Source organism: Leekyejoonella antrihumi (assembly GCF_007845645.1).
Taxonomy (GTDB): domain Bacteria; phylum Actinomycetota; class Actinomycetes; order Actinomycetales; family Dermatophilaceae; genus Leekyejoonella; species Leekyejoonella antrihumi.
Map to the genome: position 1 here is coordinate 80119 of NZ_VCQV01000021.1, position 15950 is coordinate 96068.

Sequence of the window (15950 nt, forward strand, 5' to 3'; positions counted from 1 at the left end):
GCCACAATGGACCCATGCGGTGGCTCCTGAATCGTCCTCACTGGCAGCGGACGGGTGTGGCGGCCCGGATCGTCGGAGTCACCATCCTGCTCGCCCTGGTGGGCTGGGTCGCCGGCGTCGCCGCCACCACCTTGTTCCCGACCCATGTGCAGACCACCTACTACCAGGCGGACGTGCACCTCGACCTGATCCCGAACTCGACGGTGTCGGTGCCGACCGTGCTCGGCGACGTCGACATCCACTTCGACGGACCCGTCCCCGCGCCGGGCATCGTCGTCAACAGCCAGTTGCGCCGCGGCGTGCTGGAGGCATTCGGCACGGGCACCCCGGCGATCAGTGCCCTGCGGCCGTCATCGGCGCAGATCGACCAGGTGGCACATGACATGGTCATCGGCGTCGCGGTCCGGTTCGTTGCCGGTCTGCTGCTCGCCGACGTGCTGACCCTCCTCGCGCTGCGCGCCTGGCGCGCCCAGCCCCGGCAGCTTCTCGGCGTCGCCGCCGGCGCGACCGTGCTTGCCGTGATCGCACCGACGTTCGCGGGCTGGCAGGCCTACCGCATCGACCGGGTCAGCAACGTCGCCACCACCAGCCTGTTGGGGTATGCCCGGGCCAACACCGACATCCTGGGCGACCTGACCCATCGCAGCTCCGAGGCGTCTCGCTACGTCGTCAGCGCGCTGGCCCTCTCGAACGCGCTGCAGGACAAGGTTGCCCCCGACTCACCGGACGCACCGACGGTACTGCGCGTGCTCTTCGTCAGCGACATCCATGGCATCGACCAATACCCGCTGATGAAGCAGATCATCACCGATGAGGACATCGACGTCGTCGTCGACAGCGGCGACCTGATCAACTTCGGCGACGAGCAGGAGGCCTCCGCCGCCGGCATCTTCAAGGGAATCCAGAGCCTCGGGGTCCCCTACCTCTTTATCGACGGCAACCATGACTCCTCCAGCCCGACCAATCACCCGCTCCTTCCTGCTCTCGGCAAGATTGCGAACGTGCACCTGTTGCAGCCCGGTCCCGGCACGTACAACGAGGTCAGCGTTGCCGGAGTGACTTCGCAGGCTTCAACGATCCCCGCTACTACGGTGACGGCGACCCGCACAAGCCGGAGATCCAGCTGAGGGCCCGCAAGGCCTTCCTCGACGCGTTCAAGGGCAGCCCGCTGCCCGACCTCATCATCAGCCACGAACCTCCCGCGGTGAACGGAATAGACGCGACGCACACCCTGCTCGTGTCCGGTCACCTGCACGTGCCGAAGCTCAACAACAACGAGATGACGGTCGGCACGTTCACCGGAGGTGGCCTGTTCGGGGCGAGCATCGCCAGAGGCGCGGACAAGGGAACCGAGGTGAGCACGGGCGAGTACTCGTTCGACGTCGCCGAGTACGACACGACCTGCGCGCTCAGCACCTTGCGTCGGTTCACCTTCCGCAACATCGTGCAAGGACACCCGAGCCTCGACTCCGCCGTGGTGCTGAACGGCAGCCACATCGTCGAGCCGGCGCCCGACCGCACGTGCGGCGGATCTACCGCGCCGGAGGTCACCCAACGGCACGACCCCGGCGTCATCGGCACACCATCGAGTGACTGATCCGACCACGTCCGCCACCCGGCCGCAATACGGTGGACAGATGGATATTGCCTCCGTGCTGGATGATCTTTCTCCCACCGATCTGCGCGCCCGCGGCTCGCTGAAGTGGACCGCGCCGGAAGAAGGTGTCCTGGGCGCCTTCGTGGCGGAGTCCGATCTGCCCATTGCACCCGCCATCAGGTCCGCACTGAACGATGCACTCGACCGAGGGTTGACCGGCTACCTGCCGGAGCACCTCGAGGCGCAGGCGGCACGATCGTGCGCCGCCTTCCAGGACCGACGGTTTTGTTGGCACGTCGACCCGGCGTCGATCCACACGCTGCCCGATGTGCTGACCGGCATGACGTTCACGGCGCTGCATCTCGCACCGGCGGGCACACCGATCGTGGTGCCGACGCCCGCGTACATGCCGTTCCTGGGGCTACCCGCGGGGATCGGCGCAGAGCTGCGGACCCTGCCGATGGACCGCGTCGACGGCCGCTACACGATCGACCCGGAGCGCCTGGAACGCTCGCTGCGCGGCGGCGGGCTGCTCGTGCTGGTCAACCCGCACAACCCGACCGGCCAGGTCGCCACCCGGGATGAGCTGCTTCGGATCGCCGAGGTCGTCGACCGGACCGGATCCATGGTCTTTGCCGATGAGATCCATTCTCCGCTGGCCTATCCGGGCGCCACGCACCTGCCGTATGCATCGCTGAGCGACGACACCGCGCGGCATACCGTGACCGCCGTGTCGGCGTCCAAGGGCTGGAACCTGCCCGGCCTGGCCTGCGCGCAGCTGATCATGACCAACCCGGAGCACCTGCGCAGGTGGGGCCGCACCCCGCTCGCGGTGCGACACGGCACCTCACCTCTCGGAGCGGTCGCAGCGGTGGCCGCCTATTCGGACGACGGTGTTCGGCACCTCGACCAGCTGGTGACCTACCTCGACGGCGGGCGACGGCTCTTCGCGCGCACCCTGGCCGACGTCGCCCCGCAGATCCGTTATGCCATTCCGCAGGCGACCTACATCCACTGGCTCGACCTGCGCCCGCTCGACGTCGACCCGCAGACCGTTGCTGACCGGGTCGGCGTGCTGGGGACCGATGGGGCCGAGTGCGGCCTCGAGGGATTCCTGCGGCTGACTCTGGCGACCTCCCAACCCATCGCGCAGGAGATCGCCACCCGTTTCGGGCGGCTCACGGCGTAGAGCCGCCCGATACGGGTGCCGGAGACCTACCGCTTGGTCTTGGCGGTGCGACGCAGCCGGGTATTGACGAACTCTCCCATCCCCCAGCGCCCCAGCTCACGCCCGAACCCGGAGCGCTTCACGCCGCCGAAGGGCAGCCCGGGAAGGGTGGTGCCGTGCTCGTTGATGTAGGCCATGCCGACCTCGAGCCGGTCGGCAATCTGCTGCGCCCGATCGATGTCACTGCTCCACACCGACCCGCTGAGGCCGAACTGGACATCGTTGGCCAGCGTCACGGCCTCGTCCGGCGAGTCCACGCCGTAGACCACGGCGACCGGGCCGAAGATCTCCTCCGCATAGGCGTCCATTTCCTTGGTCACCCCGGTCAGGACGGCGGGGCGCATGAACGCGCCCTGGCCCTCCAGCGCGTCGCCTCCGGTGTGCAGCGTGGCGCCCTGCTCGACCGCCCGCTCGACCTGCTTCACGACGGTGTCCCGAGCGCTGATCGAGGACAGCGGACCCACCTGGGTGCCGGCGTCGGCAGGGTCCCCGACCCGGGCCGACTCAAACGCCTTGGTGATGGTGGCGACGAACGCGTCCAACTGCTCGTTCGGCACGATCATCCGCTTCGGCGAGTTGCATGCCTGGCCCGTGTTGGACAGCCGCGCCTTGGCCGCGACCTTGGCCATCGAGTCCGTGTCGGTGTCTTCGAGAACGATGAACGCGTCGGAGCCACCCAGCTCCAGCACTGCTTTCTTCAGGTTCCGGCCGGCGGTCTCCGCGACCGATGCCCCCGCCCGCTCACTGCCGGTCAACGAGATGCCACGCACGCGAGGGTCGGCGATCAGTTCGGCGACCTGATCGTTGCTCGCGAAGACGTTGATATAGGCGTCCTCGGGCACGCCGGCGGTGTGGAAGATCTCGGCCATGAGCTGTGAGGACGCGGCGCAGATCGGTGCGTGCTTGAGGATGATGGTGTTGCCGACCATCAGGTTCGGGGCGGCGAATCGGGCGACCTGGTAGTACGGGTAGTTCCACGGCATGACGCCGATCAACGAACCGATCGGCTCGATCTCGACCAGTGACTCCTGCGCACCCTGCGGGTCAAGGGTCTCCGGCTTGAGCAGCTCGGGCCCGTGCTCGGCATACCAGCGGTAGATGGCGGCGGCGAGCTGTGCCTCGCCGGCGGCCTGCCGCACCGGCTTGCCCATCTCGACGGCGATCAGGGCCCCGAGCTCGTCCTTGCGGGCCTCATACGCGTCGGCGACCCGGGTCAGGATCACGGCGCGCTCGGCGACCGGGGTCTGACGCCAGCCGGCGTATGCCGCGTCGGAACGCCGCGCGACCTCGGCGACGGCGCGATCGTCAAGCTCGGCGAACTCGCGCTCGGTCTGACCGGTTGTCGGATTCGCTGTCACGTAGGTAGGCATGCTGTCGACCGTACGCCCCGCTCGGGCGGGCCATTCAGTGGATGATTCGCAGGCGGACGGTCTCGGGCATCGCCTCCAGTTCGTCGACCGCAGCCTGCGGAAGGTTGGACACGTCGGTGACGACGTAGCCGTTCTCCCCGGCCGTGTTGAGCAGCTGGCCCTCGATGTTGACGTCGTGCGTCGCGAGAATGCTGTTGACCTTGGCGAGCACACCGGGCGTGTTGACGTGCAGGTGCATGATGCGCCGGCCGCCGGGACGCGACTCCAGCGTCAGGGAGGGCAGGTTGACGCTCAGCGTGGTCGTCCCCCGCTCGACGAAGTCGCGCAGCTTGGTTGCGACGAACCGGCCGATGTCCTCCTGGGCCTCCTCGGTCGATCCGCCGATGTGTGGTGTCAGCACGACGTTGGAGATGCCCTGCAGCGGCGAGGTGAACGGCTCACCGCGCTTCTTGGGCTCCTGCGGGAACACGTCGACCGAGGCGCCGGCAATGTGTCCGGAGCGCAGGTTCTCCGCCAGCGACTCGTAGTCGACGACGAAGCCACGCGACAGGTTGAGGAACAGTGAGCGCGGCTGCATCCTGGCGAACTGCTTGGCGCCGAAGAATCCGCCGTTGCCGGGACGCCCGTCCACGTGCAGGGTGACGACCTCGGCCACCTCGAGCAGCTCGTCCAGCGAGTTGCAGCGCCGAGCGTTGCCCATGGCCAGCTTGTCATCGGTGTCGTAGAAGTAGACCTGCAGGCCCATCATCTCGGCCACGACGGACAGCTGGCTGCCGATATTGCCGTACCCCACGATGCCGAGCCGGCGGCCCCGGATCTCGTGACTGCCCTTGGAGTTCTTGTCCCAGACGCCGTCGTGCAGTGCCGTGTTCTTTTCACTCAGCCGGCGGGCCATGACGATGATCTCGGCGATTGCCAGCTCGACGACACTGCGGGTGTTGGAGAACGGCGCGTTGAAGACGACGATGCCCCTGGCGGCGGCCTCCTTCAGGGCGATCTGGTTGGTGCCGATGCAGAACGCGCCGATGGCCTGCAGATCCTTCGCCTCCGCGAGGACGCGCGGGGTGATCTCCGTCTTGGAGCGCAGTCCGACAATATTCACCCCCTGCAACGCCTGGATCAACTCGTCCTCATCCAGGGCGCCGGGACGGGTCGCGACCTCGATCCCGGACTCCTTGAGCAGGGACTCGGCGAGTGGGTGGACGCTTTCGAGCAGCAGAGCCTTCACTCCGCCATCATCCCAGGGGCCGATTCAGGCCGCACAACGTGTCCGGCATTCGGGTCACCCACCCGGTCAGCTGCCGCTGCCCGGCCCCGCTAGCCGCCCCGCGCGGGTTCAGGCTAGTTTGGGTGCGCGAACCTGCAGGAAGGGCGGTCCATGAGCGTGCTGCTACTGGTGCGTCACGGCCAGGCATCCTTCGGCGCCCGGAACTACGACGAGCTCTCGGATCGAGGTCGTGCGCAGGGCCGGCTGCTCGGCGGCGCACTGGCCGCACACGGCATACAGCCCGATCGGGTCATGCACGGCGGGATGAACCGCCACCAGCAGACCGTGGAAGCACTCGTCGACTCCGCCGGCTGGTCCATGGCCGCGACCATCGACGTCGGATGGGCCGAGTTCGACCATCAGCAGGTCATCGCCGCGCACCGCCCGGCCTATCGCCGGCCGACGGTCATGAAGGCCGACCTGGTGCGCACGCTGAAACCGCACCGCGCCTTCCAGAAGATGTTCCTCGAAGCGACCTCCCGGTGGAGCTCCGGAGACCATGACGACGACTACAGCGAGACCTTCGTTGCCTTCGGCAACCGCATCGACGCGGCCCTGCGCAGAGCGGTCGAGGGCGAGGGCACAACCCTCGTTGTCACCTCCGCCGGCTGCATCGGCCTGATCGCCTCACGGCTGATCACCGACTCGGCGCAGGCCTGGTCGCGCCTCAACATGGTGACCGTCAACACCTCGACCACGAAGGTCATCGCGGGCGAACAGGCTCCGACGCTGGTCTCGTTCAACAACCACTCTCATCTCGAGCACGACCCCGACATGATCACCTACCGCTGAGTCCCGACCCACAAGGAGTCATCCATGCGTTCTGCCCAGGTCAGCAGCCTCGACGGCCCATCCGCCGTCGCCGTCACGGACGTCCCGGAGCCCCACCGTGCGGCGGACCAGGTGCTGATCGAGGTGCATCGAGCCGGGGTCGCGTTTCCTGACGTCCTGCAGACCCGTGGCGAGTACCAGATGAAGCCGGAACTGCCGTTCGCACCGGGTGCGGAGGTCTCCGGCATCGTGCGTGAAGTGCCGGACGGCTCGTCCCTGACCGTCGGGCAGCGCGTGGCGGCATTCAGCGTGCTGGGCGGGTATGCCGAGCTGGTGGCTGCCCCCGAGCTGCTGGTCTTCCCCCTTCCCGACGGGATGGACCTCGACACGGCCGCGGCCCTGCCGATGAACTACCTGACCTGCCTCTTCGCGCTGCTGCATCGAGGCCGGCTCGCCGACGGTGAGACGGTCCTGGTGCATGGGGCATCCGGTGGTGTCGGCACGGCGGGCATCCAGATCGCCAAGGCCGCCGGGGCCCGCGTGATTGCCGTTGTCTCGACGCAGGGGAAGAAGGCCACGGCGACCCATGCCGGTGCCGACGATGTCATCCTGGTTGACGGATTCAAGGATGCGGCCAAGTCACTCACCGACGGCTCGGGCGTCGACATCGTGCTCGACCCGGTCGGCGGCGACCGCTTCACCGACTCACTACGGTCCCTGCGCACCGACGGCAGGCTGTTGGTGGTCGGATTCACCGGTGGCAGCATCCCCGAGGTGAAGGTCAATCGCCTGCTGCTGAACAACATCGACGTCGTCGGTGTCGGATGGGGTTCGTACTGGATGTCCCGCCCGCAGCTGATCCAGCAGCAGTGGACGCAGCTGATGGATCTGTGGGCCAAGGGCGGCATCGCGCCACCGCTCGGCACGGCCTATCCGTTGGAGCAGGCCGCCAACGCTCTCACCGAGCTGGACGAACGGCGAGCCACCGGCAAGGTGCTGCTGCAGGTCCGCGACTGAGCAACTGGCAGACCTTGCGTCAGCCGCCCTTGCATCAGCCGCCCTCGACCGAGATGGTCTCGGCCAGCTCGGCATAGCGGCACAGGGCGTTGACCGCCCGCAGCTGCGCGGGGGTGTGCACCTCGGCGTCCAGCAGCGCCGGCGACCCGACGACCACCGTCAGGGCCTTCGCCCGGGAGATCGCCACGTTCAGTCGGTGCAGATCATAAAGGAAGTCGACCCCGCGCGGTGCGTCGGCTGCGCTGGACGACCCCATCGAATAAATGACGAGCGGTGCCTGCTGCCCCTGGAACCGGTCGACCGTGCCGACCCGGATGCCGTCCGGGAGGCTCGCCGACAACGCTGCGACGTGCGCGTTGTAGGGCGCGACGACCAGAATGTCGCTCGGCGTCATGGCCCGGTTTGCTTCGTCCTCATCGGTCCAGCTGCCGTTCAGTGCGCCGCCTACCAGTGCCGAGACCACGGCTGCTTCCGCCGGGCTCGTCTCGCCGTGGCCGGCGTGACTCACCGGCACCCATCGCAGGCCCGCTCCCGACAAACCACCGGCCGGCGTGTCGATGCGCTGACGCTCGCGGTCCGCGGCCGACTCGAGCCGGCCGTCATACATCAGCTCGGAGACGAACGCACAGATCTCGGGGTGCATGCGATAGGTGCGGTCGAGGAAGACCCCGCGGTCGGCTGGGATGGTGTCATGCTCTCCCAGCAGGTGATCGAGCACTGAGACCCCCGACCCGTAGGGATGCGTCGCCTGGGTGGGCTGGGTCAACTGTTGCGGATCCCCAAGAAGCACAACGGAACGTCCCGCCTGAGCGACCGCGAGGGCATTCGCCAGCGAGAACTGGCCGGCCTCGTCGATGACCAGCACATCCACCGACTCGGCCAGTTCCTCACGCGCCCACAGCCAGGCGGTGCCACCGACCAGGTGCACTGATCCGCCGGCGAGGCCCGTAGCGACCTCCGCGTTGTCCGAGACCGACCGCACGGCACCCTGCTGCTGCGGCTCTTGACCCTGACCGGTCTTGTGCCACGCCGGCCTACCGACCTCGTCCAGCAGGTGCCGGATCACCGCGTGGGACAGGGCAGTCACGCCGACCTTCTTGCCCTGGTCCAGCAACTGTCGGATCAGGTGCGCGCCCGCGTAGGTCTTGCCCGTGCCCGGCGGGCCCTGCACGGCCAGGACCCGTCCGTCGAGATCGGAACCCACTCGCACCACGACATCCTTCGGCTGCTCGCCCGGCCGCGGCCGCAGCTTCTCGACAGGAGGCACCGACCGGTTCAACAGCCGCGCACCCATGGGTTGCTCGCCGCGGAGAACGAGCTCGGCACAGCGTGCGATGGACGCGCGCAGCACCTGGTCGGCAATCGGTCCGGATGGGCCAAATCCCCTCGTCGGCAACGGTGTCCGACTCTTGCCGAGCTTCAGGTCGATCCAGCCCTCACCCAGGTCGCAGCCCAGCACTTTGCCGACCGCGGCGTTGGTGTCCACGTCGTGAACCGTCTCGGTGGGCCGCCCCTCCTGCGGCGGGAAGGTGTATCGCCACCTGTTGGAGGTGGCCTTGCCGGTGCGGCTGAGCTCCGGGCCGACCAGCGTGGGGACACCAATCTGGCCAACCGCAACACCATCGTCGACGATCTCCTGGTCGCTCATCTGGCCGTAGCGGAAGAACGCCCACCACCCAGGGCGGGCCTCTCGCCGATGCCAACCGACACATCCCGCGAGCAACTCGCTTCCGGCCTCTGCCAGCCGCCCGGCGAGCTCCGCCTCCGCCAGCTCGTCCGCCTTGACCTCGTGCGGCTCCGGCGGCAAAGGCCTGGTCAGCTCGACACCGCGTGCTCCGAGCTCCTCACGACGCTCCTCGAGCCACTTGTGCAAGTCATGCGTCGAGCGCACATCGTCGCGGTTGTACGACTCGATATCGTCGAGGATCGACTGGTTCTGCTCTACCAGCCACCGCTCGTATTCGACGACCGAGGTCAACGCATCGGCGACGTCCCCATCGCCTCCGGATCGGACCCGCTGCCAGTAGAAGTCCTCGAGCTTCTTGATCGAGTAGGACGGCTTGCTGACGCGAATTCCCTGGCGCACCACCGCATACAGATCAACGAACACCTCTGCGCGCAGGAGCTGGTCAAGCTCGGTCTCGCGCGTCGCGTGCCGTCCCGTCATCCGCTTCAGTGCGGACACCTCGTAGGGCGCGTAGTGATAGACGTGCATTCCAGGATCTGCCCGCCAACGACGCAGCAGGTCGTCGAGCAGGTCCGCGACAAGCCGGCCCTCCGCGTCGAAGTCATGGGCCCACCATGACGTGAAGTCTCCCTGTCGGTCCCAGAGTCCGGCGAGGTACTCCCGACCCGCACCGTCGTTCGCCCAGGGGTCGCCCTCGAAGTCCAGATAGACGTCGCCGTCGTTCGGCGCAGGAAGCATCAGTAGGCCCTTGCCCGGTGCTGCCGGCAGCAGCTCGTAGGCCGCGGCGCCACTTGTTCGCTCGGCGACCTGCAGCCGAGCCTGCTGGATCAGCCGGTCCTGTGTCGCCGACGACAGCGCACCGCCGAGGGTGCCGGGCACGGCCTCCGCCAGCGCGGCCATGCTCGCAATCCCCGTGGCGCGCAGTGCAGCCCGCTGGTCGTTCCGCAGACCGGCCACCTGCACCAGGTCATCCTGCGCCAGCCACTGGTCGGTGCAGACCTGCTGCCAACGACACTGCGCACAGTAGGCGACCGGCTCGGGCTCGGTGGGCGCCTGATCCTTGATGGACTGCTCGAGCTGCGTTCGCACCCGCCGCGCGTAGGAGGCCACGTCGACGAGGCGCCAGGCATGCTGCTGCTTGTCGCCGGTGACGATCACGAGCTGCCGCGGGGCGACGCCCTGCAGCTGAGTCAGGCGGCGCGCGTACATCGCCATCTGCAGCAGCGCCGGCACCTTCAGGCGCCGAGCCAGCTTCGTGTCGGCGATGTCATAGCACCAGTCCCCCAGTTTGCTGGGCCCGTCCTTGCGCAGCAGGAAGTCCGCGTGACCGATCCAGTCACCGTCGTAGAACGTTGCCTGGTAGATGACGTCCGCGCCCGCCCGCATCGCCTCGAGTGTCTGCGCTTCAGCGGCCTCCCTGCCACGCTCGGTGATCTCCACGACGGTGCGGCCCTGCTCCCGCAACATCGCGAGATAGTCGCGCTCGTGGGTGAGGCCCTTGGCGAACACCATGCGCAGCGCATCATCCGTCGCGCGCGGCTTTGGCCCGCTGGGACCGCCCTCCAACGCCGCGAGGTCGAGGGTGGTGATGTGCGGGCAGGCGACATGCTTCGTCAGGTCCGTTGGGCTGAGGACCAGCCGCTCGTTGACTCGCTGCATGGGTTCACTCTGCCATCATGCGAAGGAGGTAGGCGGTGGCTGCGGGTCCGGTCAGTTCGGGGTCTTCGCCGGCGCGTTGGTAGGCGTCGGGGGTGGCCCAGTAGGTGCAGCCGTCGGCCTGGGCGTACATCCACGCGTCGGGGGAGACTCCAGGAGGTCGGTCGGGACCGATCGGTGCCCTCGGTGAGGCGTCGCCTGGCATCGCCTCGGCGGGCGGCGCGTCGGGCGGTATCGCGTCGGGTGGTGGCGGTTCGGGCGCGGCCGGCGCGGTGTCGCGGTGCGTGCGGACGGCGTCGCTGGCCAGGTCGCGTGCGGTGGGTGCGTGGCCCGGGCCCCCTGTGGGCGGTGCTGGTGGGGTGCCGGGGCCGAAATCGACCCAGTACGGGTGCAACGCCTGGCCGGTCGGGCCGATATACCGCCGCGGTCTCGTCGGGCTCGGAGTCGTCGGGCTCGGAGTTGTCGGGCTCGGTGGCGTGCCCGTATCCGAGCCGCCGGTGCTCGTGCCGGTGTCGCTCGACCTGTCGGTGGTGACGGGTCCGATCGGGCCGCCGGTCTCGGTAGTGAACTCTAACCCGCTCGGCCCGTTCGGGTGCTCGGGATTGCCGGTGATGCGGAACTGCCCACGGTGGTACGCGTCGTGGTGGTGGCCGCACAGGCAGGCCAGATTATCGATGTCCGTCAAACCACCGTCGCGCCAATGCTGAAGGTGATGGACCTCCAGGTGATAGATCGACACGCACCCCGGATACCTACAGCCCCGATCACGGTCCTGCACGAGCCGGCGGGTCCGCTCGGGCACGATGTGCTGCGCCCGGCCCACATTCACCGGTGACCCACCGGTCTCCCACACCGGTTGCAAGACCCCGTCACAGGTCAACCGGTCCACCACCACGTCGGGCAGCGCCCCACGCTGATGCAACCACCCGGTCCCCTCGGTGCCCAGATGCAGGTAGACCCGGTACCTGGACTCCCGCGACGGCGTGACCTGCCCCGCCTGCAGCAGAGACCGGGTGACCACCTCCTCCACCGCGGCGCCGAGAGTGGCCGCGGGATGCCCCGCCTGAAACAGGGCGTCCTTCGCCTCGATCAGCGCCTGCTCGACCAGCGCCCCGACCTGCGCCGGGGCCGAGTACTCCAGGTGGAACCGGCCCTCCCGGTACCCCATCCGCACCCGGGCCGGCCGCACCGCGGGATCCCACGAGTCCGAACCCGCCGGCCCGAACGCCGACCCACCGGCCCGGGACCCCGCACCCTGCTCGCCGTCGGCCTCGTCAACACCCGACTCCGATTTCGGGTCAGGCTCCGGTCCGGGCGACGAGCCGGGATCTGCCGCCGACTCCGACGCCGACGCCGGCTCGGGTTCTGGGGCGGGTTCGGGAAAGGAGTACTTGCACAACGCCCGACGGAGCTGGGTCACGCTCGCGTTCGGCGCGAACTCGGCCACCTCGCCGTCATGGGTGGCAGGAGTGTGCCGCGCCACGACCGCGGCCTGATCCAGCGTCAACGCGCCGGTGTCCACACTCGCGCGCATCCTCGGGAGCTCCGGCGTGCGCGTCGAGACGCTGACCAGGTCGCCCGCCCGCGAGGGCGAGACCCCCGCGAAGCACGCCAACCAGTGCTCGATCGAGCGGATCCCCGCGACCGCCCACAACTGCTGATCGATCACCCGGTCGGTCAATGCCAACAAGTCCGCCTGCGCCGCATTGACCCGACCGATCACCACCGACAACTCCTCCCGGGCAGCCTGCGCCGCCCGATCGAACGGCACCACCGGCTCCCACGAGTCAGAAGACACCGAACCTCCAGCATCATCAACCAGATCCGGCTGTTGAGATGCTGTCGATGTCTCCATAACCCATAGTCAACCACCCACCACCGACAACCCCTCACCTCTACACCGCGCAGCCGGCTTGCCTACGGCCCCCGTCATGCCGTAGGCATGGAGTCATGTCGGTCCGATGTCGCGCACTGATCGCCGGCGCGCTGATCCTCGGCGTCTGCGGTTGCTCTACCGGCGCGACCGCAACTACTCATCGGACGACAAGGACCGCCCACACTCGGCCTTCGGCCCCCTCCTCCAAGCAGCCACCGGTAGTGGAGACGACCGCGTCGGGCAGGCCCAGCGCTCAGTGGAAGCAGATCGACGCCGAGGCCACGTCGCTCGCGCCGCACGTCGCGATCTACGCCGCCAACGTGTCGGGTCATCAGATCCAGGTCATCCATCGGTCGGGCCCTGAGAATCCGCGACCGCTCGCCTCGATGGTCAAGCTCTACGTGTTGTATGCCGTGGCCGATGCGGTGCAGGACGGCCGCCTCACGTGGAAGTCGAGCCTGACCCTGGAACAGGGCGACAAGGCAGCTGGAAGCGGCAGCCTCGCAGGGCGTCCGGCGGGTGCGAAGGTCACCCTGCAACAAGCGGCGACCCTGATGATGCACATATCCGACAACACGGCGACGGATCTGCTGATTCGCGTCCTCGGTCAGAAGGCGATCGCGAGAGCTATTGCCACAGCGGGCAACTCGCACTCAAACCGACTCGCGCCGTTGCCGACCATCAAACAGGACCTCTGGCTGGAGTGGTCGGCAGACCCACGTGCGGTGCGGGCACGCAAGGCCTACCCCACGGCATCACCGCAAGCACGCATGAGTCTCCTGCAGGGAGCGGATCGCTCGGGCGCGGTCGACGCCGATCTGAGCATCGCAGCCCCGCAGTGGCAGCACGGGCTGGGCTACTTCGCAAGCGCCTCCGACATTGCCAAGGTGCTCGTACTGCTGCACAACCGCAGCGCGAAGGCGGCCCTGCGACCGCTGCGCGAGATCCTGGATACGCCTGAGAACGGCATCATGTCACCGGCGTCGTGGACCCAGGTCGCGTTCAAGGGCGGCACCGTCGCCGGCGTGCAGACCGGCAGCTGGTATGCGGAAACCCGGCAAGGCGGTCAGCTGCTGGTGGTGATGGCGTCATCGAGCGACGGTATCTCCGCCGACGCATTCTCCCGGCTGGCAACGGATGCCGCAGGACTGCTTGCCCGCGACTGAGACGGGTCAGATGCCGAGGCGCCGTGCCACTTCCTCGCCACCCATCGCGCGGATCACCTCAGGGTCGCCGACCACGACGAGCTGGTCCGTTGCCCGCGACATCCCGACATAGAGGCGCTCCCTCGAACGGTCCTGGGCCTTCGACTCATTCACGCAAAGCACCACCGTTCGCCGCTCCAGGCCCTTGCAGCCGAGCACATGCCCATAGAACGCATCGTCCTCCTCCCAGAACGACTTCCAGTAGCCGTTCTGGCCCAGCGCCTCGGTGCGCTCGATCTGCACCGGGTGGCGCGCACGCGTCGTCAGCAGCGCAATGTCGCGCGGCTGCCACCCCTCGTCGATCAGCCGGTCGACCTGGTCATCAGCGACACTGATCGCCTGGTGGGCCGTCGTCGGCACCACGGTGACCTTCGGCCCGTCGCCGCCGCGCAACCGCATACGCATGGGTGCGAGTGGGCCGAACGCGTCCGCGATCTGCTGGGTGTTGCGCAGGTTGTGGTCGAGCACGAGCGGGATCAGGGGCACAGGGGGTTGGCCGAATCGTGCGAAGATCCGCTGATTCTCGTCCGTGTAGAGATACAGCCCGCCCTCCTCCTCGTCCCGCAGGCCGGCAATGATCGGCGCCCACCAGGAGTCGGCGAAGTCCTGCGCCTCGTCGACGACGAACGCATCGAAGCGGTCCCTGACCTCCAGATTGCCTGCAAGCTCGGCCATCTCGATCGGCAGGCGTCGCTCCCAGAAGTCGCTGTCGGAGCGGTCTCCGTCGCCGACCCCCCACAGCCTTCCCAGGTCGTGGAACGTGCCGACAAACGCCGGCCGGTCCTTGCGGTGCCACGAGTCGACCTCCCGCTTGAAGTGCTCGGCCAGACCGATCGAGTAGCAGACCAGGGCAACGCGCTGCGGCTTGCGACCGGCACGACCTCGAGCAAGCTGTTTGGCCTGTGTCATCGCGAGCACGGTCTTGCCGCTACCCGCGCCTCCACGCACCTCCACCCGGTGCAGCAGTCGCGTGACCTGCAGCAGGGCCGTCTGCTCCAGCGTCAGCCGGCCCGAATCGGCCTGGCGCTCCATCGCTTCCGCCGTGATGTCGTATGCCGGGAGAGACCTGCCCTGCAAGATCTCCAGGATCAGGCTGACATCATCCTCCGTCGGCACCCGGCAGCCGTGCTCCTGGCGAAGAGGTACCGCGCCGACGCGCTCACCCAGGTGCTCCTGGTCCTCCCGCCCCTGGACCATCCACCGCGGGCAGTCCGGGGTGGCGAAGTCCTCGGCGAGCAAGGTGTAGGGCACGACCACTGTGTGCGCCCAGCGGACCCGTCCGTGCGCCCGCTGGCGCCACCGAGGATCCTGCTCGACATAGTGCCGCAATGCGTAGCGGGACTCCCGCACCTGGTCGACCGGTCGGATGCATCGATCGCCGTGCGAGGTGCGTTGCCACCAGCGCTGATCGGTCCCGACGAAGACGCTTCCACCCTTCACCTCGATGACCACGACCCCGCGGCCCGGCAGCAGGGCGACGAGATCTGCCTCGTGATCCTTGGACTCATCCGTCAGCCGGACGTTCGCCAGCACCACGTCTTCCGGGGCCAACTGGTTGACCAGGCGCTCCCACACCTCGCGCTCCGACCTGGTGACGAACGACGGCTGGTCGGGTGCGGTGCGCGCAGTCATCTGCTATCCGTACCAGTATGCGGCGACGGGTGTGTGCGGTTCTGCCAAATTCCGGGGTCACTGACTCGGCAGGCCGTGGGTTCGTTCCGCACCCTGCCATCATGAAGAGATGAACTTCGCGGACAAGGCCAAGGAGGCGGCCGCACAGGCCTCCCAGATCGTGCAGCAGGGTGTCGCGCAGGGTCAGACCCACCTGGACGAGGTGCAGAACAGACAGCACACCGGCGTCCTCATGCGACGGCTCGGCGAGGCGTTCTATGCCGAGCAGCGTGAGGGCGGCCCTCACGAACCAGTTGTCGCCGCGCTTGAAGCGCTCGATCAGCACTGGCGGGCCGCGGGGGCCGACGGCCGGGCCTGAGCGTGAAATATTTCACGCCGGCCGACGCCGGATAGTCCTGCCTTCAGGTGCGTAAATCCGCACGATCAGCGGCTTCTGGGCCCTTGGAGGTTGTCAAACGGGATGACTTTCTCAACGCCTCGCAAACTGTGATTGTTCGACTCCTGGTCGTTAGCGTCTACTAAGGATTCGCGTCAGAATAACCTAGGTTTTATGCTTTGAGGGCTCTACGCTCGTGCTATGGCAGTGATGGCGCAGGCGGTGGAGTCGGTGGAGCGGCGCTATGCGGTATTGCGTGAGCATCTGG

At 67.9% G+C, this 15950-nt stretch carries 12 protein-coding genes; 7 read left to right on the top strand and 5 right to left on the bottom strand.

Features of this window, described 5'->3' with window-relative positions; all coding sequences use genetic code 11:
* The first annotated feature begins 14 nt into the window (after positions 1-14).
* The 3 genes from FGL98_RS14895 to FGL98_RS14905 all read left to right on the top strand — a co-directional run bounded on the left by FGL98_RS14895 (position 15) and on the right by FGL98_RS14905 (position 2786).
* Positions 15-1127, top strand: coding sequence for a metallophosphoesterase family protein (locus tag FGL98_RS14895; protein WP_146317821.1), 1113 nt, complete (start codon positions 15-17; stop codon positions 1125-1127).
* A gap of 77 nt (positions 1128-1204) precedes the next feature.
* Positions 1205-1597, top strand: coding sequence for a hypothetical protein (locus FGL98_RS14900; RefSeq protein WP_146317823.1), 393 nt, complete (start codon positions 1205-1207; stop codon positions 1595-1597).
* Between the two features lie 40 nt (positions 1598-1637).
* Positions 1638-2786 carry a MalY/PatB family protein gene (locus FGL98_RS14905; protein ID WP_146317826.1) on the top strand — a complete coding sequence of 383 codons (1149 nt, stop codon included), beginning with the start codon at positions 1638-1640 and terminating at the stop codon, positions 2784-2786.
* Positions 2787-2812: 26 nt separating this feature from the next.
* Here FGL98_RS14905 and FGL98_RS14910 read toward each other — a convergent pair whose 3' ends face one another.
* Positions 2813-4195: an NAD-dependent succinate-semialdehyde dehydrogenase gene (locus FGL98_RS14910; protein WP_146317828.1), complete on the bottom strand. Its 1383-nt coding sequence runs from the start codon at positions 4193-4195 to the stop codon at positions 2813-2815.
* 34 nt (positions 4196-4229) lie between these two features.
* Entirely contained in the window at positions 4230-5423 is a 1194-nt protein-coding gene (gene serA / locus FGL98_RS14915; protein WP_146317830.1) for a phosphoglycerate dehydrogenase, read from the bottom strand.
* A 150-nt stretch (positions 5424-5573) separates the two neighbouring features.
* Between serA and FGL98_RS14920 the strand changes: the two genes are divergently transcribed.
* Positions 5574-6254: a histidine phosphatase family protein gene (locus FGL98_RS14920; RefSeq protein ID WP_146317832.1), complete on the top strand. Its 681-nt coding sequence runs from the start codon at positions 5574-5576 to the stop codon at positions 6252-6254.
* A gap of 24 nt (positions 6255-6278) precedes the next feature.
* Complete coding sequence (locus tag FGL98_RS14925) at positions 6279-7250, top strand: NADPH:quinone oxidoreductase family protein (RefSeq protein ID WP_146317834.1); 972 nt, start codon at positions 6279-6281, stop codon at positions 7248-7250.
* A 34-nt stretch (positions 7251-7284) separates the two neighbouring features.
* On the opposite strand, the gene FGL98_RS14930 is transcribed toward FGL98_RS14925, so the two are convergent.
* Together FGL98_RS14930 and FGL98_RS14935 are read right to left on the bottom strand one after the other, a co-directional pair.
* Positions 7285-10596 carry a TM0106 family RecB-like putative nuclease gene (locus FGL98_RS14930; protein ID WP_146317836.1) on the bottom strand — a complete coding sequence of 1104 codons (3312 nt, stop codon included), beginning with the start codon at positions 10594-10596 and terminating at the stop codon, positions 7285-7287.
* Between the two features lie 4 nt (positions 10597-10600).
* Positions 10601-12391, bottom strand: coding sequence for an HNH endonuclease signature motif containing protein (locus tag FGL98_RS14935; protein WP_186526187.1), 1791 nt, complete (start codon positions 12389-12391; stop codon positions 10601-10603).
* 299 nt (positions 12392-12690) lie between these two features.
* On the opposite strand from FGL98_RS14935, the gene FGL98_RS14940 reads away from it, so the two are divergent.
* Entirely contained in the window at positions 12691-13635 is a 945-nt protein-coding gene (locus FGL98_RS14940) for a serine hydrolase (protein WP_186526188.1), read from the top strand.
* Positions 13636-13641: 6 nt separating this feature from the next.
* Here FGL98_RS14940 and FGL98_RS14945 read toward each other — a convergent pair whose 3' ends face one another.
* The gene (locus tag FGL98_RS14945) at positions 13642-15306 is read right to left on the bottom strand and encodes a nuclease-related domain-containing DEAD/DEAH box helicase (protein WP_146317841.1); all 1665 of its coding nucleotides are present in this window, start codon (positions 15304-15306) and stop codon (positions 13642-13644) included.
* 109 nt (positions 15307-15415) lie between these two features.
* On the opposite strand from FGL98_RS14945, the gene FGL98_RS14950 reads away from it, so the two are divergent.
* Positions 15416-15664: a hypothetical protein gene (locus tag FGL98_RS14950; protein WP_146317843.1), complete on the top strand. Its 249-nt coding sequence runs from the start codon at positions 15416-15418 to the stop codon at positions 15662-15664.
* Positions 15665-15950 lie beyond the last annotated feature (286 nt).